At 63.2% G+C, this 24,336-nt stretch carries 27 protein-coding genes; 25 read left to right on the top strand and 2 right to left on the bottom strand.

From position 1 onward, the window contains the following. The first annotated feature begins 396 nt into the window (after positions 1-396). From CUJ91_RS13080 to CUJ91_RS13065, 4 genes are read left to right on the top strand one after another with little or no spacing between them, the layout of a single operon-like run. Positions 397-1,434, top strand: a complete 1,038-nt coding sequence (locus CUJ91_RS13080; protein WP_114156338.1) for an RluA family pseudouridine synthase — start codon at positions 397-399, stop codon at positions 1,432-1,434. Then, positions 1,427-2,086, top strand: coding sequence for an HAD-IIIA family hydrolase (locus CUJ91_RS13075; RefSeq protein ID WP_006051926.1), 660 nt, complete (start codon positions 1,427-1,429; stop codon positions 2,084-2,086). Before CUJ91_RS13080 ends, CUJ91_RS13075 begins: the two co-directional genes overlap by 8 nt. Beyond that, positions 2,083-2,502 (top strand): Rieske (2Fe-2S) protein, encoded by a 420-nt coding sequence (locus tag CUJ91_RS13070; RefSeq protein WP_053858560.1) that lies wholly within the window; start codon positions 2,083-2,085, stop codon positions 2,500-2,502. Before CUJ91_RS13075 ends, CUJ91_RS13070 begins: the two co-directional genes overlap by 4 nt. Positions 2,503-2,542: 40 nt before the next feature. Then, positions 2,543-3,538 (top strand): S49 family peptidase, encoded by a 996-nt coding sequence (locus CUJ91_RS13065; protein WP_053858559.1) that lies wholly within the window; start codon positions 2,543-2,545, stop codon positions 3,536-3,538. A 90-nt stretch (positions 3,539-3,628) separates the two neighbouring features. On the opposite strand, the gene CUJ91_RS13060 is transcribed toward CUJ91_RS13065, so the two are convergent. Both CUJ91_RS13060 and CUJ91_RS13055 read right to left on the bottom strand, forming a co-directional pair. After that, positions 3,629-4,348 (bottom strand): SAM-dependent methyltransferase, encoded by a 720-nt coding sequence (locus CUJ91_RS13060; RefSeq protein WP_006051929.1) that lies wholly within the window; start codon positions 4,346-4,348, stop codon positions 3,629-3,631. Beyond that, positions 4,345-4,962, bottom strand: coding sequence for a Maf-like protein (locus CUJ91_RS13055; RefSeq protein WP_114156337.1), 618 nt, complete (start codon positions 4,960-4,962; stop codon positions 4,345-4,347). The genes CUJ91_RS13060 and CUJ91_RS13055 overlap by 4 nt, the downstream gene beginning before the upstream one ends. A 306-nt stretch (positions 4,963-5,268) precedes the next feature. On the opposite strand from CUJ91_RS13055, the gene CUJ91_RS13050 reads away from it, so the two are divergent. The 21 genes from CUJ91_RS13050 to acpS all read left to right on the top strand — a co-directional run bounded on the left by CUJ91_RS13050 (position 5,269) and on the right by acpS (position 24,330). Further along, the gene (locus CUJ91_RS13050; RefSeq protein WP_029967796.1) at positions 5,269-5,913 is read left to right on the top strand and encodes a YceD family protein; all 645 of its coding nucleotides are present in this window, start codon (positions 5,269-5,271) and stop codon (positions 5,911-5,913) included. Positions 5,914-6,015: 102 nt separating this feature from the next. Beyond that, positions 6,016-6,195, top strand: a complete 180-nt coding sequence (gene rpmF / locus CUJ91_RS13045) for a 50S ribosomal protein L32 (RefSeq protein ID WP_006051932.1) — start codon at positions 6,016-6,018, stop codon at positions 6,193-6,195. Between the two features lie 124 nt (positions 6,196-6,319). Continuing rightward, on the top strand, positions 6,320-7,426 hold the full coding sequence (plsX, locus tag CUJ91_RS13040) for a phosphate acyltransferase PlsX (protein ID WP_006051933.1): 1,107 nt from the start codon (positions 6,320-6,322) through the stop codon (positions 7,424-7,426). Continuing rightward, complete coding sequence (locus CUJ91_RS13035) at positions 7,426-8,415, top strand: beta-ketoacyl-ACP synthase III (RefSeq protein WP_006051934.1); 990 nt, start codon at positions 7,426-7,428, stop codon at positions 8,413-8,415. The genes plsX and CUJ91_RS13035 overlap by 1 nt, the downstream gene beginning before the upstream one ends. A gap of 103 nt (positions 8,416-8,518) precedes the next feature. Then, a complete protein-coding gene (gene fabD / locus CUJ91_RS13030; RefSeq protein WP_006051935.1) occupies positions 8,519-9,454 on the top strand; it encodes an ACP S-malonyltransferase in 936 nt (311 codons plus the stop codon). 73 nt (positions 9,455-9,527) lie between these two features. Further along, a complete protein-coding gene (gene fabG / locus CUJ91_RS13025) occupies positions 9,528-10,277 on the top strand; it encodes a 3-oxoacyl-ACP reductase FabG (RefSeq protein WP_006051936.1) in 750 nt (249 codons plus the stop codon). A 150-nt stretch (positions 10,278-10,427) separates the two neighbouring features. Further along, positions 10,428-10,667, top strand: coding sequence for an acyl carrier protein (gene acpP / locus CUJ91_RS13020; protein WP_004197638.1), 240 nt, complete (start codon positions 10,428-10,430; stop codon positions 10,665-10,667). A gap of 243 nt (positions 10,668-10,910) precedes the next feature. Beyond that, positions 10,911-12,149, top strand: a complete 1,239-nt coding sequence (fabF, locus tag CUJ91_RS13015) for a beta-ketoacyl-ACP synthase II (RefSeq protein ID WP_029967791.1) — start codon at positions 10,911-10,913, stop codon at positions 12,147-12,149. 118 nt (positions 12,150-12,267) lie between these two features. Beyond that, positions 12,268-12,651 carry a protein YgfX gene (locus tag CUJ91_RS13010; RefSeq protein ID WP_114156729.1) on the top strand — a complete coding sequence of 128 codons (384 nt, stop codon included), beginning with the start codon at positions 12,268-12,270 and terminating at the stop codon, positions 12,649-12,651. Between the two features lie 115 nt (positions 12,652-12,766). Continuing rightward, entirely contained in the window at positions 12,767-13,366 is a 600-nt protein-coding gene (rpoE, locus tag CUJ91_RS13005) for an RNA polymerase sigma factor RpoE (RefSeq protein ID WP_006051939.1), read from the top strand. A gap of 83 nt (positions 13,367-13,449) precedes the next feature. Next, positions 13,450-14,082: a sigma-E factor negative regulatory protein gene (locus CUJ91_RS13000; RefSeq protein ID WP_006051940.1), complete on the top strand. Its 633-nt coding sequence runs from the start codon at positions 13,450-13,452 to the stop codon at positions 14,080-14,082. Between the two features lie 4 nt (positions 14,083-14,086). After that, positions 14,087-15,130, top strand: a complete 1,044-nt coding sequence (locus CUJ91_RS12995) for a MucB/RseB C-terminal domain-containing protein (protein ID WP_006051941.1) — start codon at positions 14,087-14,089, stop codon at positions 15,128-15,130. A gap of 35 nt (positions 15,131-15,165) precedes the next feature. Further along, a complete protein-coding gene (locus CUJ91_RS12990) occupies positions 15,166-16,683 on the top strand; it encodes a DegQ family serine endoprotease (protein WP_006051942.1) in 1,518 nt (505 codons plus the stop codon). Beyond that, a complete protein-coding gene (locus CUJ91_RS12985) occupies positions 16,680-16,955 on the top strand; it encodes a glutaredoxin family protein (RefSeq protein ID WP_114156336.1) in 276 nt (91 codons plus the stop codon). Before CUJ91_RS12990 ends, CUJ91_RS12985 begins: the two co-directional genes overlap by 4 nt. Positions 16,956-17,168: 213 nt before the next feature. Further along, positions 17,169-18,962 carry a translation elongation factor 4 gene (gene lepA / locus CUJ91_RS12980; RefSeq protein WP_006051944.1) on the top strand — a complete coding sequence of 598 codons (1,794 nt, stop codon included), beginning with the start codon at positions 17,169-17,171 and terminating at the stop codon, positions 18,960-18,962. Positions 18,963-18,980: 18 nt separating this feature from the next. After that, positions 18,981-19,874, top strand: a complete 894-nt coding sequence (gene lepB / locus CUJ91_RS12975; RefSeq protein ID WP_114156335.1) for a signal peptidase I — start codon at positions 18,981-18,983, stop codon at positions 19,872-19,874. A 138-nt stretch (positions 19,875-20,012) separates the two neighbouring features. Further along, positions 20,013-21,266, top strand: coding sequence for a ribonuclease III (gene rnc / locus CUJ91_RS12970; RefSeq protein ID WP_114156334.1), 1,254 nt, complete (start codon positions 20,013-20,015; stop codon positions 21,264-21,266). A gap of 51 nt (positions 21,267-21,317) precedes the next feature. Next, positions 21,318-22,217: a GTPase Era gene (gene era / locus CUJ91_RS12965; protein ID WP_029967782.1), complete on the top strand. Its 900-nt coding sequence runs from the start codon at positions 21,318-21,320 to the stop codon at positions 22,215-22,217. Further along, positions 22,204-23,127 (top strand): DNA repair protein RecO, encoded by a 924-nt coding sequence (gene recO / locus CUJ91_RS12960; RefSeq protein ID WP_029967780.1) that lies wholly within the window; start codon positions 22,204-22,206, stop codon positions 23,125-23,127. The genes era and recO overlap by 14 nt, the downstream gene beginning before the upstream one ends. Continuing rightward, positions 23,124-23,888, top strand: a complete 765-nt coding sequence (gene pdxJ / locus CUJ91_RS12955; RefSeq protein ID WP_114156333.1) for a pyridoxine 5'-phosphate synthase — start codon at positions 23,124-23,126, stop codon at positions 23,886-23,888. Before recO ends, pdxJ begins: the two co-directional genes overlap by 4 nt. 25 nt (positions 23,889-23,913) lie before the next feature. Then, positions 23,914-24,330: a holo-ACP synthase gene (acpS, locus tag CUJ91_RS12950; protein WP_053858551.1), complete on the top strand. Its 417-nt coding sequence runs from the start codon at positions 23,914-23,916 to the stop codon at positions 24,328-24,330. Positions 24,331-24,336: the final 6 nt, after the last annotated feature.

Raw genomic sequence — 24,336 nt, 5'->3', positions numbered from 1 at the left:
AAGAGGCGCGTCTTTTCCTGCTGGGGGTGTCTCGCCTCATTTTGACGTCGCCAAGTCTTGCACTTTCTACAAGACGCCACGGGCGCACGCCGTATTTTCGCAACCTGCAGCTTCGTACAGCCGGGCGTAACGCCGCCCGATACCGAAGCTGGAAGTTAAATTCTTTTTTACCAAAATTCCGTTACCGTCGAAGCCGACCTTGACCGAACGCGCCTGTGGGCGCCGTCCCTGCCGGGTACTGACTTCGTGCGTGCAACTTGTTGCATCTCATTTTCAGGGCGAGCAACCAGCCCCCGGCACAAGTAAAATAACGATTTACGCTTGCACCTGCGCAGTCCGCCCGAATTCCGGACACTGCGCCGGCCGCCGCAGACTGCTGGGCAAATTATATTCAGAATGAAAGAGTTAGGCAAAATATCCCAGAAATCGGTAACAAGCGCGGTCGCGAGCGACCAGGTCTCCGTCATCGAGATCGACGACAGTGCGGCCGGACAGCGCATCGACAACTTTTTGTTAGGCGTCTGCAAAGGCGTGCCGAAAAGCCATATTTACCGCATCCTGCGCAGCGGGGAAGTGCGCGTCAACAAGGGCCGTATCGACGCGCAGTACCGGCTTGAACTGGGCGATCTGGTGCGCGTGCCGCCCATCCGCGTCGCGCAACATGACGAAACGGTGCCGTCGGCGCCGGTTCCGAGCGCCGAATTCAGGATCATTTTCGAAGACGAGCATCTTCTTGTCATCGACAAACCGGCCGGCGTCGCGGTGCACGGCGGAAGTGGCGTCGCCTTTGGCGTCATCGAGCAGATGCGCCAGTCGCGCCCGCAGGCGAAGTTCCTCGAGCTCGTGCATCGGCTGGATCGCGAGACCTCGGGCATTCTGATGCTCGCCAAGAAGCGTTCGGCGCTCGTCAATCTGCACGACCAGATCCGCGAGAACCGAATGGACAAGCGGTACTATGCGTGCGTCCACGGCGAATGGGCGAGCGACTGGGGCCGCCGTCGGGCGGTGAAGGAGCCGCTGCACAAATATCTGACCGCGGACGGCGAGCGGCGCGTGCGCGTGCAGGCCGACGGTCTGGCGTCGCACACGGTGTTCAACCTGATCGACCGCTGGCCGGACTACGCGCTGCTGGAGGCGGAGCTGAAGACGGGCCGCACCCATCAGATACGCGTGCATTTGCAGCATCTGGAGCTGCCGATCGTCGGCGATGCAAAATACGGCGACTTTGCGCTGAACAAGGCGCTCGCCCGCTCGAACGCGAAGCCGGGGCTCAAGCGCATGTTCCTGCACGCTTACCGCCTGAAGCTCACGCATCCGGCCACCGGCGCGCCGCTGCAACTGGAGGCGCCATTGCCGGCCGAGTGCCGCAATTTCATCGCGCAGCTCAACGAATTACGAAATGGGTCATACCCGGAGACGGCACCGCATGGCTAGAGAGCAATTTGACCTGATCGTCTTCGACTGGGACGGGACGCTGATGGATTCGACTGCGCACATCACGCGCAGCATTCAGGCGGCGTGCCGCGATCTCGGTTTGCCCGTGCCCGCGGACGAAGCGGCGAGCTATGTGATCGGCCTCGGCCTGCGCGACGCGCTGCAGATCGCCGCGCCCACGCTCGATCCGGCCGACTACCCGCGGCTCGCCGAGCGCTACCGGTTTCACTATCTGGTGAAGGATCAGACCACGGAGTTGTTCGCCGGCGTGCGCGAGATGCTCCAGGAACTGCGCGATCAGGGCTATCTGCTGGCGGTCGCGACCGGCAAAAGCCGCGTCGGCCTGAATCGTGCGCTCGATCAGGTGCGGCTCACGAGCCTGTTCGACGGTACGCGCTGCGCGGACGAAACCTTCTCCAAGCCGCATCCGGCCATGTTGCACGAACTGACGCGTGAACTGGGGCAGGACCCGGTGCGCACGGTCATGGTCGGCGATACGACACATGACCTGCAGATGGCGATCAACGCGGGCGTCGCGGGTATCGGCGTGACCTACGGCGCGCATCCGGCGGACTCGCTGAGCGCGCTGTCGCCGAAATATATGGCGTCGAGCATCAGCGCGCTGTCGGGCTGGCTGAAGGACAACGCATGAGTTCGGCGGAAGAGCCCGGCGGGCGGGCAACGGAGGCGGCGCAGGCCGTGCGCGTGTGCCGTTCGGAGGAACTGGTCGATGGCGGCATTGGCGTTCGGCGTGCCGCGCGAGTCGGCGCCGAAGAAGTCGTGGTGTTTTTCGTCCGCTACGACGGTCGCGCCTACGGCTATCTGAACCGCTGCGCGCACGTGCCGATGGAGCTGGACTGGGCAGAGGGTCAGTTCTTCGAATCGTCGGGTTTATACTTGATGTGCGCCACCCACGGGGCAATTTACGCGCCGGACACCGGCAAATGCGTAGGCGGTCCGTGCCGCGGCGGGCGGCTGCGAGCGCTCCAGGTCGACGAACGCGATACGCCTGAAGGCCGCGCCGTTTTCTGGCTTCCCGACGGCGAACTGCGGCCCATCGAGTCCTGATCTGCGTCGCCCCGTCTTTCTCCCTTACTGAAAAGCCTGAATGTCCGACAACTTGACGCCTGAAACCAAAGAGCCGTCCACGAACGGCCGCGCTAACGCCGAACCCGGTTGGGAGCGCGCGGCGCTCGAGCGCATCGCGCTTGCCGCTGTCAATGAACAACGGGCCGCGCGCCGCTGGAAAATCTTTTTCCGTCTGCTTTTCCTGGCCCTGGTGGCTTTCGTCGTCTGGACCGTGTTCGATTTTTCCGGCGACAAGCTGGCGGCTTCCGGCCGTCACACGGCGTTGATAGCGCTCGAAGGCGAAATATCGGCGAACACGCGTGCGAACGCCGAAGATATCAGCGCCGCGCTGGAAAGCGCGTTCGAAGACTCCGGCACGGCGGGCGTCATTCTCCGCTGCGACAGCCCCGGCGGCAGCCCGGTCCAGGCGGGCATTATCTACGACCAGATGCGGCGTTTGCGCGCGAAACATCCGTCAATTCCGCTTTATGTGGTGGTCGGCGACATGTGCGCGTCGGGCGGGTACTACGCCGCGGCGGCGGGGGACAAGATTTATGTCGACAAGGCGAGCATCGTCGGCTCGATCGGCGTGCTGATGGACAGCTTCGGTTTCACCGGGCTGATGGACAAGCTCGGCATTCAGCGCAGGCTGCACACCTCGGGCGAGAACAAGGGTTTTTACGATCCGTTCTCGCCCGAAACGCCGAAGATGGACCAGCACGCGCAGGAAATGCTCGACCAGATCCACGCACAGTTCATCGAAGCAGTGCGTCAGGGCCGCGGCAAGCGTCTGCATGAGACGCCGGATATGTTCTCCGGCCTCTTCTGGACGGGCCAGAAGAGTGTCGAGCTCGGTCTCGCCGATGGTTTCGGCGACGCCAACTACGTGGCGCGCGAAATCATCAAGGCGCCGGATATCGTCGATTACACGGTCAAGGAGAGCATTACCGACCGCGTCGCGCGTAAATTCGGCGCGGCCGTGGGCAATGGCGCGGTACACGCGTTGGCGCTTGGCGGGAAGCTAGGTTTGCGCTGAGGCGAGGCGGCCGGAAAGGCTTGTGGGGCTTGTGCCGCGCGCCGGGATTAGCCGCGCGGTCCCCGTCTTCACACTTCAGCCGTCGTCATCTCACGCCGCCAATATCAGAAAAATGGCGGGGCGCTTGTGCAAGTCGAGCGCCGGTTTCTTCTTCCAGTCCGCCACCGTGTGGCTGCGGATGGTTTCGGTGTCCAGCGTCAGGTCGACTGCGACGCAAACCAGCGTCGACGGCGCGCAGGTGGCGAGCAATGTGTCGAGCAGCGCCCGGTTGCGGTACGGCGTCTCGATAAAAATCTGCGTCTGCTTGCCCTTGCGCGATTGCATTTCAAGATCGCGCAGACGTTTTGCCCGCTCTGCCGCATCGACCGGCAAATAGCCGTGGAATGCAAAGCTTTGTCCATTGAGCCCCGAAGCCATCAGCGCCAGCAAAATCGAGCTAGGCCCGACGAGCGGCACCACCTTCACACCGCGCTCGTGCGCCCGACGCACCAGCAGCGCGCCGGGGTCCGCTACCGCCGGGCAGCCCGCTTCGGACACGAGGCCCGCGTCGGTGCCGGCGAGTAGCGGCGCGAGCAGTTTGTCGATTTCGCCGGCCGGCGTGTTGACGTTCAGTTCGCGGATCTCGATGTCCTGAATCGGCCGCTCGGTGCCCACTTTCTTCAGGAACGCGCGCGTCGTCTTCGCGTTTTCGCCGATGTAATACTGCAGCGCCGCGGCGCGGGCGCGCACCGGAGCGGGCAGGACAGCGCCGAGCGCGTCCGCGTCGCCTTCGCCTAGCGTGTTCGGAATCAGATAGAGCGTGCCGCTCATCGTGCCCCCAATAGCGGATAGCCCGCCGTCAACAGCATGCCCGACAGCGCGATCAGCGGCAGGCCGATGAGTGCGGTCGGATCGTCGGAGTGGATTGCTTCGAGCAGCGCAATGCCGAGCCCCTCGGACTTCGCGCTGCCGGCGACGTCATACGGCGTTTCGGCGCGCAGATAGGCTTCGAGCGCCGCATCCGGCAGGTCGCGAAATTGCACGCGAGTGACGACGTCGACGGTCTGTGCGGCCCCCGAGCGGCTGTCGAACAGGCACAGCGCGCTATGGAACAGGACCTCGCGGCCGCGCATCGCCTGCAATTGGGCGAGCGCCTTGTCGTGCGTGCCGGGCTTGCCGATTTGCAGGCCGTCGTAGGTGGCGACCTGGTCGGAGCCGATCACGAGCACCGCCTGATCCGGCGCAAATGACTGGGCCACGGCGCGTGCTTTCGCCTCGGCGAGGCGTAACGCGGTGGCCTCGGGCGTTTCACCGGCATGCGGCGTTTCGTCGATCGCGGGCACGGCCACGTCGAATGGAACGCGCAGGCGTTCGAGCAACTCGCGGCGATACGGCGAACTCGACGCCAGAATCAGGTGTGGCGGGCTTTTTGGGGAATCTGGCATGGTCGATCAACGGCTTGAAGGGCGGGGCATACAGGGTTGCGCGAAGGCCACGCCGGTACGGGCTTAAGTGTTTGACTCGAAAAGACAAAACGGATATGATTTTGGGCTTTTCATCGGTATGCTTGCGTCAGGCGGGCTCGGTGCGTGCTGAAGCAGATCGAGAGCAAATCAAGAACTGCCGGGCACATTGCCGAAGTTACGCGGGCATTCTCGCAACTGATTTACCCCGCGATTTGGCGGCGCGAAACAAACAAACGTCGACCAACAGCAAAAAGCGGCGAAACCTTTGCCGACGCAGGAGCGCACATGACTCAACATCCTGGCAAACCTGCAGGTCTGTCCGACCCGCATGAACTCGATCTGTTCGAATTTGCGCGGAGCGGCCGGCAGGCCGCGGGTGTCGTGCGCGTCTCGCAACTGCCGCGCATGTTAAACGAAGTCCCGGCAGAAGCGCCAGACCGCGATACCGGGTTCACCTGGCAAGCCGAAGGGTCGACGCAGCCGGAATTGCAGGACGACGGCACCGAGGGTCCCCAGCCGTATTTGAGGCTGGCGATTCACGGCGCGGCATGGCTCGAATGTCAGCGGTGCATGACCCCGTACTCGCAGGCCTTCAATGTCGACGCGACCTACCGGATCGTCAGCACTGAGGCGGAAGCCGAAGAGTTTCCGCTCGACGAAGATGAAGTCGAAGTGATCGTGGGCTCGCGCCAGTTCGATCTCATCGACCTGATCGAGGAAGAGTTGCTGCTTTCCTTGCCGCTTGTGCCCAAGCACGAGGTTTGTCCCGAGGTGCACGAGAGTCTCGTCTCTGGTGCGGCCGGTGCCGAGGGCGAGGGCGACGAAGCCGCGCTGGACGAAGCTGGCGAGGGCGAAGAGCCCGAGCGGCCGAATCCGTTCGCGGCGCTCGAAAGTCTCAAGCGCGGTGAGCCGGGCGACAAGAAGCACTGAACAGTTGCATGGGAGCGCGAAGCGGGGCGCATAGGCCATTCGGCCAGTGGCGGACACCGTGTCGGGCTGTGTTAGAATTCGGAAAATTTTTAGGAGTTAGTCATGGCAGTTCAACAAAACAAGAAGTCGCCGTCGAAGCGCGGCATGCACCGTTCGCACGATTTCCTGACGGCAGCGCCGCTGGCCGTGGAACCGAGCACGGGCGAAGTGCATCTGCGTCACCACGTTAGCCCGAACGGCTACTATCGCGGCAAGAAAGTCGTCAAGACGAAGAACGACTAATCGTTTCACTGCGTTGCGCCCACTGGCGTTTCGCGTGGCGATCAGCTCGCTTGACATTTTCCCGGCTCGGCAAAAAGGCGGCATTCAATTGCCGCTTTTTTATGTCTGAAATTCGCCGCACTCCATGACAGTAAAGCTCACGATAGATTGCATGGGAGGCGACCACGGCCCGTCCGTGACCGTTCCCGCTGCCGTCAACTTCGTTCGCTCGCATCCCGACGCGCAGTTGCTGCTCGTCGGCATTGAAAGTGCGATTCGTGCGCAGCTGAAGAAGTTGAAGGCTCAGGACCTGTCGGCGTTGACGGTCGTTTCCGCTTCCGAGATCGTCGCGATGGACGATCCGGTCGAAGTCGCGCTGCGCAAGAAAAAAGATTCGTCCATGCGCGTGGCGCTGAATCGCGTCAAGGAAGGCGAGGCGCAAGCCTGCGTCTCCGCCGGCAACACCGGCGCGCTGATGGCTGTGTCGCGCTATGTGCTGAAAACGCTGTCGGGCATCGAGCGCCCGGCGATTGCGTCCGCCTTGCCGAACCCCAACGGCTACACGATGATGCTCGACCTGGGCGCCAACGTCGACTGCGAACCGCAGCATCTGCTGCAATTCGCGGAGATGGGGCACGCGCTCGTGTCCGCGCTCGAAGGCCGCGAGCGGCCCACCATCGGCCTTCTGAATATCGGCGAAGAAGTCATCAAGGGCAACGACACGATCAAGCGTGCCGGTGAACTGCTGCGCGCGAGTACACTGAACTTCCACGGCAACGTGGAAGGCAACGACATCTTCAAAGGCACGGTCGACGTGATCGTGTGCGACGGGTTCGTCGGCAACGTGGCGCTCAAAACGTCCGAAGGCCTCGCGCAGATGCTGTCGAATATCATCAAGGAAGAGTTCGGCCGTTCGTGGCTCACGCGAGTCATGGCGGTGCTCGCATTGCCCGTGTTGATGCGTTTCAAGAAGCGCGTCGATCATCGGCAATACAATGGTGCCGCGCTGCTCGGCCTGCGCGGACTGGTGATCAAAAGCCACGGTTCGGCAGACGCCTACGCGTTTGAGTGGGCTATCAAACGCGGGTATGATGCCGTCAAAAACGGCGTGCTGGAGCGCCTTGCGCAAGCGATGGAAGAGAACGCGGGTTCTCTTGAACAGGCGGCGCGCGACGCAAGCGGTGCGGGCCACGCAAGCCCCATCGCAGGCCAGCCGGCCGAGCCCTACGCTGCGCAATCCTCGAAGGCATAATGGCTCAATCGACAATTTATTCCCGCGTCCTCGGCACCGGCAGCTATCTGCCGCCCGCGCGCGTCACCAATCAGGACCTCGCCGAGCGTCTCGCGAAGCAGGGCGTCGAGACGAGCGACGAATGGATTGTGGCCCGCACGGGCATCCATGCGCGCCACTTCGCCGATCCGGACGTCACCACGAGCGACCTCGCGCAGTTCGCGTCGCAGCGCGCGATCGAAGCGGCGGACATCGACCCGCAAGCCATCGACCTGATCATCGTCGCGACTTCCACGCCTGACTTCGTGTTTCCGAGCACGGCGTGCCTGTTGCAGAACAAGCTCGGCATCAAGAATCACGGCGCGGCTTTCGACGTGCAGGCCGTCTGCTCGGGCTTCGCGTACGCAGTCGCGATGGCGGACAGCCTGATTCGCGGCGGCCAGCATCGCACGGCGCTCGTCGTCGGCGCGGAGACGTTCTCGCGCATTCTCGATTTCAACGACCGCACGACCTGCGTGCTGTTCGGCGACGGCGCGGGCGCGGTGATCCTGCAGGCATCGGCTGAGCCGGGTGTGTTGGCCAGCGCTTTGCACGCGGACGGCAGCCATTCGGGCATTCTCTGCACGCCGGGCAACGTGAACGGCGGCGTGGTGGCGGGCAGCGCCTTCCTGCACATGGACGGGCAAGCGGTCTTCAAGCTCGCCGTCAACGTGCTGGAAAAGGTCGCGGTCGAGGCGCTCGAGAAAGCGAACCTGTCGGCCGATCAGATCGACTGGCTGATTCCGCATCAGGCCAATATCCGCATCATGCAAAGCACTTGCCGCAAGCTCGGCTTGCCGCAGGAACGCATGGTCGTCACGGTGGGCGAGCACGGCAATACGTCGGCGGCGTCCATTCCGCTCGCGCTCGACGTCGCGGTGCGCGACGGCCGCATCAAGCGCGGCCAGAACGTGCTGATCGAAGGCGTCGGCGGCGGCTTCACGTGGGGCGCGTCGGTCATCCGCTACTGATAACGGGCCGACTTCCGGCGGCGCCTTTCAGGGCGCCTTGCGCCGCGTCCGCGCGCTTTGAAGCCGCGCGCCTACATCTGACTAAATCGTTTTTGGGGACGATATGAAATTTGCGTTCGTTTTTCCCGGACAGGGTTCGCAATCGGTCGGCATGCTCAACGCGTTTGCCGATCACGCCATTGTGCGCGAGACGGTTCAGGAAGCCTCCGACGCGCTCAGTCAGGACCTCGGCAAGCTGATCGCCGAAGGTCCCGCCGAAGATCTGAATCTCACCACCAACACACAGCCGGTCATGCTCACCGCGGCCTACGCGATCTATCGCGCGTGGCAGCAGGCGGGCGGCCCGGCGCCCGCGATCGTCGCGGGTCATAGCCTCGGCGAATACACGGCGCTCGTCGCGGCCGGTGCGATCGCATTTCGCGATGCCGTGCCGCTGGTGCGCTTTCGCGCGCAGGCCATGCAAACGGCAGTGCCCGTCGGCGAAGGCGGCATGGCCGCGATTCTCGGTCTCGACGACGACACGGTGCGCGCGGTGTGCGCGGAAGCGTCGGTTGCAGGCGTCGTCGAAGCGGTCAATTTCAATGCGCCGGCGCAAGTCGTGATCGCGGGGCACAAGGCTGCTGTCGAGAAAGCGTGCGAAGTGGCGAAAGCGAAGGGCGCGAAGCGCGCGTTGCCGCTGCCGGTGTCTGCGCCGTTCCACTCGTCGTTGCTCAAGCCCGCTTCGGATCAACTGCGCGAGTACCTGGCGAGCGTCGACGTGAAGGTGCCGTCGATCCCCGTCATCAACAATGTCGACGTCGCGATCGTCAACGAGCCGGCGCAGATCAAAGACGCGCTGGTGCGTCAGGCGGCCGGTGCGGTGCGCTGGGTCGAGAGCGTGCAGGCAATGGCCGCGCAAGGCGTCACGCACGTCGTCGAATGCGGGCCGGGCAAGGTCCTTGCGGGCCTGACGAAGCGCATCGACGGCAATCTGGTCGGCGCTTCGGTGTTCGATCCGGCCTCGCTCGAGGGAACGCTCAAGCTCGTGACAGCAGGCTAAGCGCGACGCCGCACAGACGCGGCAACTCGTATCGGCAATCAATCAGCCCTGCGAAGGGCATTCGGATCGACAGATGGAAAAGAATCTCGACAAGCACATCGCAATCGTAACGGGCGCCTCGCGCGGCATCGGCCGCGCCATCGCCATGGAACTCGCGCGCCAGGGCGCCACCGTGATCGGCACGGCGACCAGCGAAAGCGGCGCGGCGGCCATCAGCGAAGCGTTCAATGCAGCCGGCGTGAGCGGCCGCGGCGCGGTGCTCGACGTGAACGACGCAGCGGCTGCGGAAGCGCTGATCGACGGCACGGTGAAGGAATTCGGCACGCTCAGCGTGCTCGTGAACAACGCCGGCATCACGCAGGATCAACTCGCCATGCGCATGAAAGACGACGATTGGGATGCGGTGATCGACACCAATCTGAAGTCGGTGTTCCGTCTGTCGCGCGCGGTGCTGCGTCCGATGATGAAGGCGAAGGGCGGGCGCATCATCAACATCACGTCGGTGGTCGGTTCGGCGGGCAACCCTGGGCAGATCAATTACGCCGCGGCGAAAGCGGGCGTGGCGGGTATGACGCGCGCGCTCGCACGCGAGATCGGCAGCCGCGGCATCACGGTGAATTGCGTGGCGCCTGGCTTCATCGATACCGACATGACGCGCACCTTGCCCGAAGAGCAGCAAACCGCGCTGAAAACGCAGATTCCGCTGGGCCGTCTCGGCAGCCCGGAAGACATCGCGCACGCTGTCGCATTCCTCGCGTCGCCGCAAGCCGGTTACATCACCGGCACGACGATGCATGTGAACGGCGGAATGTACATGTCGTAACCAAATTCGGTTACTATCCGCGCCTTGATGCGTTTGCGAATGCGTAAGGCGCATGCCTTGACAGCAACCTGATGCGCCGCTTTTTTGCCGGGTCAAACCTGATAAAATGCGCGCACCTGTATTTTTGAACTTCTTTCCCTTGGAGGGGTAATGGACAATATCGAACAGCGCGTCAAGAAGATCGTCGCAGAACAACTGGGCGTGGCCGAAGCTGAAATCAAGAACGAAGCTTCGTTCGTGAACGACCTCGGCGCCGACTCGCTGGACACGGTTGAACTCGTGATGGCCCTCGAAGACGAATTCGGCATGGAAATTCCGGATGAGGAAGCCGAGAAGATCACCACCGTTCAGCAAGCGATCGACTACGCTCGCGCAAACGTCAAGGCCTAAGGTCATTCGCGCCTGCGTTTCTGCGTTCGCGGCGCATGACGCCCTGCCGCGTCGGTTGCCGACGCTATTGGGGCTGGCGTGTTTTGCCACGCCGCTTGTCGCAAGAGTTGCCATGCAGGAGCCAGCGATGTTGACAGCGCAAGTTTCCGCGCGATTGCCGACTTAACAGCCACAGGGTACACAGGGCAGGTTCCTGTGGCCGCTGTGGCTTTTGCTTTTGTCATCTATGAAAAAGGGGTTACCGTGAGCCGCCGTCGTGTTGTTGTTACAGGCCTGGGGCTGATTTCGCCTGTTGGCAATAATGTTGCCGACGGCTGGGCCAATCTGGTCGCCGGCAAGTCGGGTATTGCCAATATCACGAAGTTCGACGCTACGAACTTCTCGACTCGTTTCGCCGGCGAGGTGAAGGGCTTCAATATCGAGGACTACATCCCCGGTAAGGAAGCGCGCCACATGGACACGTTCATCCATTACGGCGTGGCTGCCGGCATCCAGGCGATGCAGGACAGCGGCCTGGAAGTCACCGACGAGAATTCGGAGCGTATCGGCGTCGTGGTCGGCTCGGGCATCGGCGGTCTGCCGATGATCGAAGTCACGCAAACCGAATTGCTCAATCGCGGCCCGCGCCGCATTTCGCCGTTCTTCGTGCCGGCGTCGATCATCAACATGATCTCGGGTCACCTGTCGATCAAGTTCGGCATCAAGGGTCCGAATCTGGCGATCGTCACCGCGTGTACGACGGGTCTGCACTGTATCGGCGAGGCTTCGCGCCTGATCGAATACGGCGACGCCGACGTGATGATCGCGGGCGGCGCTGAATCGACCGTGTCGCCGCTCGGTATCGGCGGCTTCGCGGCGGCGCGCGCGCTGTCGCAGCGCAATGACGATCCGGCAACGGCGAGCCGTCCGTGGGACAAGGACCGCGACGGTTTCGTGCTCGGTGAAGGCGCCGGCGTGATGGTGCTGGAAGAGTATGAACACGCGAAGGCGCGCGGCGCGAAGATCTACGCGGAAGTCGGCGGCTATGGGATGAGCGGCGACGCGTATCACATGACCGCACCGCTCGAAGACGGCGACGGCGCACGCCGCTGCATGCTCGCGGCCATGAAGAACGCGGCCATCAACGCGGATCAGGTGAATTACCTGAACGCGCATGGCACGTCCACGCCGCTCGGCGATCTGGCTGAAACCACCGGCATCAAGCGCGCATTCGGCGACCACGCCAGGAACATCGTCGTGAATTCGACGAAGTCGATGACGGGTCACCTGCTCGGCGGCGCCGGCGGTCTCGAGTCCGTGTTCACTGTGCTCGCCGTGCATCATCAGGTGTCGCCGCCCACGATCAACATCTTCAACCAGGACCCCGAGTGCGACCTGGACTACTGCGCCAACACCGCGCGGGAGATGAAGATCGACGTCGCGCTGAAGAACTCGTTCGGGTTCGGCGGCACGAACGGCACGCTCGTGTTCAAACGCGCCTGACGCTCGTAGCCGGGTGACGCACCAGTCGACGGCGCCGGCCTCGCCGGCGCTTTGCCCTGAAACAACGGCTATGTCCGAAAGAGCGCCGCAGCGAATTGCGCTGCGGCGCTCTTTCGCGATGCGCGTTGCGTCGGCTGCTTTTGTAGCGACGGCGTCGGCGGCGGTTTATCGCTGCGTGTCGCCGTGGCTCGGCGCGTGGCAGGCGGTTCCGTTGACGCTTGCCGCGTTCGCGCTTCTCGCGCTTTGCGCGCTGAGGCACGACCGGGCGCAACCTGTGGCTCTGCAGATCGGCCGCGAGAATCTCACTGCGTGGGCGCGGGCCGGTATCCTGCTCGCACGAGGCCGCATAGCGGGCTGCGCGCACTGGGGCGACCGTTTGCTGGTGCTCATCCTGAAGCCGGACGAGGGTGGCCGGCAAACGCTGCTGGTTCCCGCCGACACCGTCCCGCCAGCGGTCTTTCGCGAGTTGGCGGTGCGCGCCCGGCGCCGCGCCGGCGCGTGACTGTTACGACTGTAACCGCTGTTACCGCGCGGCATGACCTCCGTAACGTGCCTCGCCGAGGGGGACGCTACAATGGTGCCCCCGTCATGCGCCCTCAAGTTAACGGATTTATCAGGTGAGCGAAAAAGAAATTGATCAGGTGCTGGTCGAGCGCGTCCAGAAGGGCGACAAGGCCGCGTTCGAGCTTCTGGTCTCCAAATACCACCGCAAGATTCTCCGGCTGATTTCGCGCCTCGTGCGCGATCCCGCCGAAGTCGAAGACGTTGCACAAGACGCTTTCATCAAGGCGTACCGGGCGTTGCCGCAATTTCGCGGGGAATCCGCGTTTTATACGTGGTTGTACCGGATTGCGGTCAACACCGCGAAGAACTACCTTGCGACCCAGGGCCGGCGCGCACCCACATCGACCGAAGCAGATGCTGAAGAAGCTGAAACTTTCTCGGACGCCGACCAACTAAGGGATATCAACACGCCTGAGTCGATGTTGATGAGCAAGCAGATCGCTGAGACGGTCAATGCTGCGATGGCGGTTTTACCGGAAGAGCTGCGTACCGCCATTACTCTTCGTGAAATTGAAGGTTTGAGCTACGAGGAAATCGCTGAGATGATGGGCTGCCCAATCGGCACCGTCAGATCGCGAATTTTCCGCGCTCGCGAAGCCATTGCGGCAAAATTGCGTCCGTTGCTTGACACACCTGAAGGCAAGCGCTGGTAAGTCACTAGCGCGCCGAACGGGGCTCGGGTGCAATATCTGGATTAGTGGTGTCACTACGGGGTTTTCGTAAGATGGGGAGCATCATGGGGTCGGTCTCGATGCAATCGCAAGCCAGTTCGCGCGGCGAGCGTCTGTCAGCTTTTGTCGACGGCGAGCTGTTCGGTGAAGAGCATCTGAATGTGGACAAGTTTGTGTCCGAGCTGGACGGCGAAGATCGCGCCGCATGGTCCAGCTATCACCTGATCGGCGACGCATTGCGTTCCGACGATCTGGCGGTCGGTTCCGCGGCTAGCAACGCGTTCCTGAGCGGATTCGCTGCGCGCTTCGAAAGCGAGCCGCATCTGCTCGCGCCATCCGCTCAGCCGGTTACGCGCCGTCTGCTGGCGCTGCGTCGCCGCGTGGTGCCGGCTTTCGCAGTCGCTGCCGCGGCCGCCACGCTGACGTGGATCGTCGTGCCGCAACTGCAGGGCGTGCCGGGCGGCCCCGGCGCGACGCAGGTCGCCTCGGTGTCCTCGCATGGCGATGCGCTGCAAAAGGTCGCGATGGCGTCCGTGCCCTCGGCGAATGTGATGCCGGTCGCGCAAGACGCCAACATCATTCGCGACGCGAGTCTCGACCAGTATCTGGAAGCACATCAGCAATTCGCGCAGCAACCGGTCATGCCGGGTTCCATGCCGCTGATCCGCGCCGCCGCCGTTTCCACGCAAGGCCAATAGTTTGATGCAGACTCCGCGGTTCAATAAAACGACTATCTGGGGGCGGCTGCCGGCATTTCTCTTCTGCGCAGCCGTATTGTTGTCCGCGACACCGCGGGTCTTTGCACAAACCGACGATCCGCTCGTCGCCCGTCGCACGGCCGCCGATCTTCTCGATCGCATTCACCAGGCCGCGCAGCAGCAGAACTACGAGGGCGCGTTCGTTTATCAGCGCGGCAACTTCGTTCAAACGTCGCGCATCGCGCATTACGCGACCCGTGCCGACGGCGAATTCGAGCAGTTGGAAAGCCTCGACGGCAAGCCGCGCAAGATGCTGCGCCATAACGACGAGCTCTACACGTTCGTGCCGGAACGCCACTTGTGCGTCGTTGAAAAACGCCAGAACAAAGACTCGTTCCCCGCGTTGCTGGCTGTGAGCGGCGAACAGGTTCTGTCCGTGTATGAACCGAAACTGCTCGGCGACGATCGCGTTGCCGGCGTCGAAAGTCAGGTGATCGAACTCGATCCGAAAGACGCGTACCGCTTCGCTTACAAACTGTGGGCCGACAAGAAGACCGGCTTGCTGCTGCGCGCGCAGACGCTCGACCCGAACGGCCAGGTGCTCGAACAACTGTCGTTCTCCCAGATTCGCATCGGCGTGCCCGTCGACAAGACTGGCATTGTCAACGGCATTCGCAATACCGCCGGCTGGACCGTGGTGCGCCCGCCCATTGAACCGGTGGATATGGCCGCGCAAGGCTGGCAGTTCGGGGCCTCGGTGCCGGGTTTTCGCAAGATCCGCGAATTGCGTCGTCCGATGGCGGCGCGCGAGGCGGGCCAGCCGACCATTCCGGTCGACCAGGCTGTGTTCTCGGATGGTCTAGCCGCGGTCTCGGTGTTCATCGAGCCGGTTGAGAACAACACGCGCAAGGAAGGCGCGGGCAGCAGCGGCGCGACGCACGTGCTGGTGAAGCGGCGCGGCGATTTCTGGATTACCCTGCTCGGCGAAGTGCCCCAGGCCACGTTGCAGCAATTTGCCTCTGCCATAGAATACAAGGCTCCGAAGTAATTCTCCGACTCCTGAATCCCTCGGCTTCCTACGATATGACGACTTTCTCGGTGCGCAAATTCCTCGCGGCCGCGGTGGTGGCGGCATGTTTGCCGTTCGCACCGCACACGGCGTCGGCCGCTTCCGCCGCCAATCTGCCCGACTTCACCGACCTTGTCGACAAGGTCGGTCCGGCGGTCGTCAACATTCGCACGACCACGCGCGCGACGAGCAGCGGCCCGCGCGGCGCGTTGCCGCCGGGTATGGACGACGGCGATATGTCGGAGTTCTTCCGGCGCTTTTTCGGCATTCCGATGCCGCAGTCGCCGCAATCTCCAGGCGCGCCGCGCGGCGGCGATAACGGTGGCAGCGGCGGAAGTGGCGGCGGTCAGGACACGCCCGACAGCAACGACCCCGAACAGAACAGCGGCGTCGGCTCAGGCTTCATCCTGTCGGCTGACGGCTACGTGATGACCAACGCGCACGTCATCGACGACGCGGACACCATCTACGTCACGCTGACCGACAAGCGCGAGTTCAAGGCGAAGCTCATCGGCGTGGACGATCGCACCGACGTCGCAGTCGTGAAGATCAGCGCCGCGAATCTGCCGACCATCACCATCGGCGATTCGAACAAGGTTCGCGTGGGCGAGTGGGTCGTCGCGATCGGTTCGCCGTTCGGCCTCGAAAACACGGTGACGGCCGGCATCGTCAGCGCGAAGGGGCGCGACACCGGCGACTATCTGCCGTTCATCCAGACCGACGTGGCCGTCAATCCGGGCAACTCGGGCGGACCGCTCATCAACATGCAGGGCGAGGTGATCGGCATCAACTCGCAGATCTATAGCCGCACCGGCGGTTTCATGGGCATTTCGTTCGCGATTCCGATCGACGAAGCGATGCGCGTCGCCGATCAGCTCAAGGCGTCGGGCAAGGTCGTGCGCGGCCGGATCGCCGTGGCAATCGGCGAAGTGACCAAAGACGTTGCCGATTCGCTCGGCTTGCCGAAGGCGCAGGGCGCGCTCGTCAGCAGTGTCGAGCCGGGCGGCCCAGCGGACAAGGCCGGCGTGCAGCCGGGCGACATTATCCTGAAGTTCAACGGCCATTCGGTCGATACCGCGACGGACCTGCCGCGCATGGTCGGCGACACGAAGCCGGGCACGAAGGCCACCATCACCGTGTGGCGCAAGGGCCAGACGCGCGACCTGCCCGTCACCATCGCCGAAATGCAGCCGGACAAGACCGCCAAGGCCGACCAGAAGAAGCCGCAGCCGCCGAAGCAGCGCGCCACGAACGCCTTGGGCGTGGCCGTCAGCGACATTCCGGCCGATCAGTTGCGCGCGCTCAAACTGCGCAACGGCGTGCAGATCGACGCAGTGGACGGTCCCGCTGCGCGAGTCGGCTTGCAGAAGGGCGACATCATTTTGCGCGTCGGCGATACCGACATCACAAGCGCAAAGCAGTTCGACGAACTGAGCTCGCATCTGGATTCGCAAAAGATGGTCGCGCTGCTGGTTCGCCGCGGCGAGAACACGCAGTTCGTGCCGATTCGTCCGCGCGGCGTTCAGAAATGACGGAGAGGGCGCCGCTCACGCTCTACGGGCGCGCGTGGTGCCATCTGTGCGACGACATGCGCGCCGCGCTCGAGTCCTTGCTGGCCGAGTTCGGCGCGCAGGTCGAAGTTGTCGACGTCGACAGCGACCCGTTGCTCGAAGCCCGCTACAACGAACTTGTGCCGGTTTTGCTGTGCGACGGCGTCGAGCTGTGTCATTACCATCTGGACGAATCGCGGGTCCGCGCTGCGCTCATGGCGCGCGCTAAGGCCGCATCGGCGGCCACACGTTGAGAGCGGCCGCGCTCTCGTCATCAGGCGCTGGCACGCGCTTTCAGCTCTGGCGGAGGTCGAATCGCGCGTGCTGCGCCGTTCGTCTCGCCGTCCCACCCTCGCAAGATCCGCCGGGCACCTGCCTTTTCGGCTAAAATAGACAGGTTTTTCACCTACTTACAAGGCGTGCTCCGCTATTGTCCGAGCGCGCCTTTTTTGCTTGATCGGCACTGAATGGATCATATTCGTAACTTCTCGATCATTGCGCACATCGACCACGGCAAGTCGACGCTTGCCGATCGCATCATCCAGATTTGCGGCGGCTTGTCCGACCGCGAGATGGAAGCCCAGGTGCTCGACTCGATGGACCTCGAGCGCGAGCGCGGCATCACCATAAAGGCGCAAACGGCCGCGCTGGCGTATCGCGCGCGCGACGGCAAGGTCTACAACCTCAACATGATCGACACGCCGGGCCACGTCGACTTCTCGTACGAAGTCAGCCGCTCGCTGTCCGCGTGCGAAGGCGCGCTGCTGGTTGTCGACGCGAGCCAGGGCGTCGAGGCGCAAACGGTCGCGAACTGCTACACGGCAATCGAACTCGGCGTCGACGTCATTCCGGTGCTCAACAAGATCGATTTGCCGGCCGCCAATCCCGAGAACGCGATCGCCGAAATCGAAGACGTGATCGGCATCGACGCCACGGACGCGACGCATTGCAGCGCGAAGACCGGCCAGGGCGTCGAAGACGTGCTCGAAGCGCTGATCGCGAAGGTGCCGCCGCCGAAGGGCGATCCTGAAGCGCCGCTGCAGGCGTTGATCATCGACTCGTGGTTCGACAACTACGTCGGCGTCGTCATGCTGGTGCGTATCGTCAACGGCACGCTGCGTCCGAAAGACAGAATTCGCATGATGGCTACCGGCGCCCAATATCCGGTTGAGCATGTCGGCGTGTTCACGCCGAAGTCGAAGAATCTGGAATCGCTGTCGGCGGGGCAGGTGGGCTTCATCATCGCGGGCATCAAGGAATTGGCCGCGGCGAAAGTGGGCGATACGGTCACGCTGCTGAATCGTCCGGCTGCTGAGCCGCTGCCGGGCTTCAAGGAAGTGAAGCCGCAGGTGTTCGCCGGTCTCTATCCGGTCGAAGCAAACCAGTACGACGCGCTGCGCGACTCGCTCGAAAAGCTGAAGCTCAACGACGCGTCGCTGCAATACGAGCCGGAAGTTTCGCAAGCGCTTGGCTTCGGTTTCCGCTGCGGCTTCCTGGGGCTGCTGCATATGGAGATCGTGCAGGAACGTCTCGAGCGCGAGTTCGATATGGACCTGATCACCACGGCGCCCACGGTGGTCTACGAAGTCGTGCAACGCGACGGCACGACGATCATGGTCGAGAATCCGGCCAAAATGCCGGAGCCGTCGAAGATCGAGGAAGTGCGCGAGCCGATCGTCACGGTGAATCTGTACATGCCGCAAGACTACGTCGGCCCGGTGATCACGTTGTGCACGCAAAAGCGCGGCACGCAGATCAACATGCAATATCACGGCCGCCAGGTGCAGCTGACCTACGAAATTCCGATGGGCGAAGTCGTGCTCGATTTCTTCGATCGCCTGAAGTCCATTTCGCGCGGCTATGCGTCGATGGATTACGAGTTCAAGGAATACCGCGCGTCGGATGTCGTGAAGGTCGACATGCTGATCAACGGCGACAAGGTGGACGCGCTGTCGGTCATCGTGCACCGTTCGCAAAGCCAGTATCGCGGCCGCGAAGTCGCGGCGAAAATGCGCGAGCTGATTCCGCGGCAAATGTACGACGTGGCGGTTCAGGCCACCATCGGCTCGAACATCATCGCGCGTGAAAACATTAAAGCGTTGCGTAAGAACGTGCTGGCAAAATGCTACGGCGGCGACATTTCTCGTAAAAAGAAGCTGCTGGAAAAGCAGAAGGCAGGCAAGAAGCGAATGAAGCAAGTGGGGTCCGTCGAGATTCCGCAAGAGGCTTTCCTCGCCATCCTGCGTGTCGAAGACAAATAAGACGAACAACGGAACCCTATGAATTTTGCGCTGATTCTTTTTGTGCTTGTCGTTTTGACGGGCGTCGCATGGATCGCAGACAAACTGGTGTTTATGCCGCAACGGCGGCGCGCGGCAGATGCCGTGGTCGCCGAGTTCGACCGTCAGCAGGAACGCGTGGGCGAGCGTTTCGCCGACGAAAACGCCGCTCAAACGCGCGCGCGTCTGCGTGACGACAAGCTGCGCCAGCCCTGGTGGCTCGAGTATTCGGCGAGCTTTTTCCCCGTCATTCTGGTGGTTTTCGTGGTGCGCTCGTTCGTTGTCGAGCCGTTCAAGATTCCGTCGGGCTCGATGGTGCCGACGCTGCTGGTGGGCGATTTCATCCTCGTCAATAAATTCGATTACGGCCTGCGTCTGCCGATCGTCAACACGAAAATCACCGAAGGCCGTCCGCTTCAGCGCGGCGACGTGGTCGTGTTCCGCTACCCGAAAGACGAGTCGGTCGACTACATCAAGCGCGTGATCGGCTTGCCCGGCGACACCGTTGCCTATCAGGACAAGCAGCTGACGATCAACGGCAAGCCGGTGCCCGAAACGCCGCTGCCCGATTATCTCGACGAAGAGCGTCTCGGCTATGCGAAGCAGTTCGAAGAAAATCTCGACGGCCGCAAGAACGCGATTCTGAACAATCCCGCGGTGCCGCCGTTTATCGTGGGCGCCGAAGATTATCCGTATCGCGATAACTGCAGCTACAACGCGCGCGGCGTTATCTGCAAGGTGCCGCCGGGCAATTACTTCATGATGGGCGATAACCGCGATAACAGTGCGGACAGCCGCTATTGGGGCTTTGCGCCGGACAAGAATATCGTCGGCCGCGCGTTTTTTATCTGGATGAACTTCAGCAATCTCAAGCGCATCGGTTCGTTCCAGTGAGCGATCACGCGCGCTCCTGTGAGTGGCAACGTGTTATCACGCCACTTTAAGAAAGTCCGGTAACGTCGCTTCACCACGCTTTTTCCGCTGGCCGTACCGCGTTTTCGCCCGGTACGGCGCCCGCGTTATACTCTGCCCATGCCCTCATCTCCGTTGGAAAGCCGTCTGCGCTATGAATTTCGCAATGCGGAATTGTTGCGCCAGGCTTTAACGCACCGCAGTCACAGTTCCACGCATAACGAACGGCTCGAGTTTCTTGGCGACTCCGTTCTGAATTGCGCGGTGGCTGCGCTTTTGTTCCAACGTTTCGGCAAGCTGGACGAAGGCGATTTGTCGCGCGTCCGTGCAAATCTGGTCAAGCAGCAATCGCTGTACGAAATCGCTCAGGCCCTGAATATTTCCGAAGGTCTTCGCCTCGGCGAGGGCGAACTGCGCAGCGGCGGCTTCCGTCGGCCGTCGATCCTCGCCGACACGCTCGAAGCCGTGCTGGGCGCGGTGTTCCTCGACGGCGGCTTTGACGCCGCGCAGACGGTCATCAAGCGTCTTTATGTGCCGATTCTCGATCACATCGACCCGCGCACGCTCGGCAAGGACGCCAAGACGCTCCTTCAGGAATATCTGCAGGGACACAAGATTGCGTTGCCGACGTACACCGTCGTCGCCACGCATGGTGCGGCGCACAATCAGCAGTTCGAAGTCGAATGCACCGTGCCGAAGCTGGACGTGAAGGTGTCCGGCTCGGGCGCGAGCCGCCGCGCGGCGGAGCAAGCCGCGGCGAAGAAGGCGCTCGACGAAGTCATGGCCGCGGCGCCGGCTGTCGTCTCCAAGTCGAAGCGGTCGAAGGGCGCGCGCGCGGCGAAAAAGGCCGAGGCGGAGATCGTGCCGGGCGTGACCGGCGTGCAGGCGGCGCTGGATCTGCGCAGTCCCGACCGCAAGAACGAACGCGCGGCGGCGCGCGGCGAAATGCGGACGGCGCCGGCCGCTGAACCGATACCGGAACGCACGGCGATCGCGGTGGCGGCCGTCGCTGCGCCGCTCGCGGTGATTCGCGCCGCGCATGTCGAGTACAGCGCGCCGGAGAAGCTGGAGCGCGCGGACAGGGTCGAAAGGGGCGAAAAGGCGGATAAAGCCGACAAGCTAGACAAGCCCGCCGCCGAACCGAAGATGGCCGAAGCGAAGCCCGCCGAAGCCAGGCCCACCGACCCAAAACCCGCCGAACCCGCCGCCCGCACAACCGACAAGCCGCACCGCACTCGCGACGCCGCGGCTAGTGCGGCGGCCAGTGCAGCGACCAGCTCCGCATCGCCCGCCACCAACGCGGCGGCGCCCACCGAACACGAACCCGGCGTAGCCGACGCGGTACAAACGCGCGTCGCCGACGCGGGCCATTGATTGCCCCGGCGCGCGACTTCCGCGCGTCCCCGAACCTGCCGTAGCCCGAATATGAACGCTCCCACTCCCACTGGTTTTCGCTGCGGCATGGTCGCGATCGTCGGCCGTCCGAACGTCGGCAAATCGACGCTGATGAACGCGCTGGTCGGCCAGAAAGTCAGCATCACGTCGCGCAAGGCGCAGACTACGCGCCATCGCATCACCGGCATTCACACGCTCGAAGACGTCCAGTACATTTTCGTCGACACGCCCGGCTTTCAGACCAAGCACAGCGGCGCGCTGAACCGTTCGCTGAACCGCGCGGTGACGTCCACGCTGACTTCCGTCGATGCGATCCTGTTCGTGATCGAAGCCGGCCGTTTCGGCCCGGACGACCAGAAAGTGCTCGACCTGATTCCGCCGTCGGTGCCCACGCTGCTGATCGCGAACAAGCTCGATCGCGTGTCGGATAAAGATTCGCTGTTCCCGTTCATGCAGCAGATGAGCGCGCTGCGTCCGTTCAACGAGATCGTGCCGCTGTCGGCCAAGAATCCCGACGACATCAAGCGTCTGATGGCGACCATCAAACCGTATCTGCCGGAAGGCGCGCCGATCTACGGCGAAGACGATCTCACCGATCGCAGCGAGCGCTTTCTGGCGGCCGAAATTCTGCGTGAAAAAGTGTTCCGCTGGACCGGCGACGAACTGCCGTACACGAGCACCGTGCTGATCGACAAGTTCGAAACCGAAGGGCGCCTGCGCCGAATCTTCGCGACGATTCTCGTCGAACGCGATACGCACAAGGCAATGATCATCGGCCAGAAAGGCGCGAAGCTGAAGCAGATCAGCACCGAGGCGCGCCTCGACATGGAAAGACTGTTCGACGGCCCGATATATCTCGAAACCTTCATCAAGGTGAAGAGCGGCTGGGCCGACAACGAAGCAGGACTTCGTGCGTATGGGTACGAATGACGCGTGGGTCACGCTGAATTCCGGCACCGACCCGGACGACTCCGAGTCGGCCGAGCCGTCGCGCGGCCGCTCGAAATCCGTTCGCTCTAGCCGCCAAACTTCCACCAGAAAGACCTCCAGCGCCGATGCCGGCGCTGCCGGCGACGAGCCGCGCAAGACGCCGGCTCGCAAGTCGTCGCGCTCGGGCTCCGCTTCCGAATACCGGATCGCCGAGCAGCCCGCATTCGTTCTGCACAGCTATCCGTATCGCGAGACGAGTCTGATCATCGACGTGTTGTCGCGCGATCATGGCCGCCTCGCGCTCGTCGCGAAGGGCGCGAAGCGTCCGCACTCGGCGTTGCGCGGCGTGTTGCAGACCTTCCAGCCGCTCGCGCTGTCGTGGTCGGGCAAGTCGGAAGTGCGCACGCTGACCGGCGCCGAATGGGTCGGCGGCATGTTGCCTTTGACGGGCGACGCGCTGCTGTGCGGCTTCTACGTGAACGAGCTGCTCGTGAAGTTCTGCGCGCGCGAAGATCCGCATCCGCAACTGTTCCATCACTACGTCGTCACGATGACACGCCTCGCGCATGACGAGCCGCCCGTGCAGGTGCTGCGCTCATTCGAGCGCGTGCTTTTGCGCGAGACCGGTTACGCGATGTCGCTCGATCGGACGGTCACGCGCAAAGCGGTCGATGCCGGCAAGCGCTACGTGTTCGACCCCGAGCGCGGCGTGCGCGAAGCGTCCGACGACTTGCCCGCGCAATGGCCCGTGGTCGCGGGCCAAACCTTGCTCGATATGGAACAGGACGATTACCATCGAGCGCAGACCGTGGCGCAAAGCAAAACGCTGATGCGCTTTCTGCTCAATACTTACCTTGGCGGCACGCCGCTCGCGACGCGCCAGATCCTGATCGACTTGCAGAACTTATGAGCTTCCTTCTAACGTCGCCGAATGTGATCGATCTCGGCGTGAATATCGATCACGTCGCCACGCTGCGCAACGCGCGCGGCACGTCGTACCCCGACCCGATCCGCGCCGCGTTGATGGCGGAGGAGGCCGGCGCCGACGCCATCACGTTGCACCTGCGCGAGGACCGCCGCCATATCGTCGACGCCGACGTGCGCGCGCTACGTCCGCTGCTGAAGACGCGGATGAATCTGGAATGCGCGGTCACGCAGGAAATGCTCGACATCGCTTGCGACGTGCAGCCGCACGACGTCTGCCTCGTGCCGGAAAAGCGCCAGGAGCTGACGACCGAAGGCGGCCTCGACGTCGCCGGGCAGTTCGAGGCCGTGCGCGCTGCATGCAGGCAGCTTGCGGACGCGAACTCGCGCGTGTCGCTCTTCATCGATCCTGACGAGACGCAGATTCGCGCGGCGCACGAAGCGGGCGCGCCGGTGATCGAGCTGCATACCGGCCGCTACGCCGAAGCGCACGATCCCGCGGAACAGCAGCGCGAATACGAGCGCGTGGTCCGCGCGGTCGAATTCGGCGCGACGCTCGGCATCAAGGTCAATGCGGGCCACGGCCTGCACTACACGAACGTCCAGCAGATCGCGGCGATCGACGGCATCGTCGAACTGAACATCGGCCATGCGATCGTCGCGCACGCGATCTTCGCGGGCTGGGACAACGCGGTGCGCGAGATGAAGGCGATCATGGTCGCCGCGCGTCTCGGCGCACGCGCCTGATGCCGTCGCCGGGACGGTCGCGCCTATGACGATCTACGGTATCGGCACGGACATCGTGCAAGTGAGCCGCGTCGCCGCGGTGATGACGCGCACCAACGGCCGCTTTGCCGAGAAGGTGCTCGGCCCCGACGAACTGCGCGTCTATCACGCACGCAATGCGCGGTCGGCGGCGCGCGGGCTCGCGTTTCTGGCCACGCGCTTTTCGGCGAAGGAAGCCTTCTCGAAGGCGATTGGCCTCGGCATGCACTGGCCGATGACATGGCGCGCGCTGCAAACGCTCAACAAGCCGAGCGGCGAGCCGATGGTGGTCGCGTCGGGCGAACTCGCCGAATGGCTCGAGGCGCGCGGCATCACCGCGCGCGTGACGATCAGCGACGAGCGCGATTACGCGGTGTCGTTTGTGATCGCCGAAAGCGCTGAGCCGTCATCCCGCGTTGAATAGACACCA

This window comes from Paraburkholderia graminis (assembly GCF_003330785.1).
GTDB classification, from domain to species: Bacteria; Pseudomonadota; Gammaproteobacteria; order Burkholderiales; family Burkholderiaceae; genus Paraburkholderia; species Paraburkholderia graminis.
This window is presented reverse-complemented; position numbering and strand designations above follow the sequence as displayed.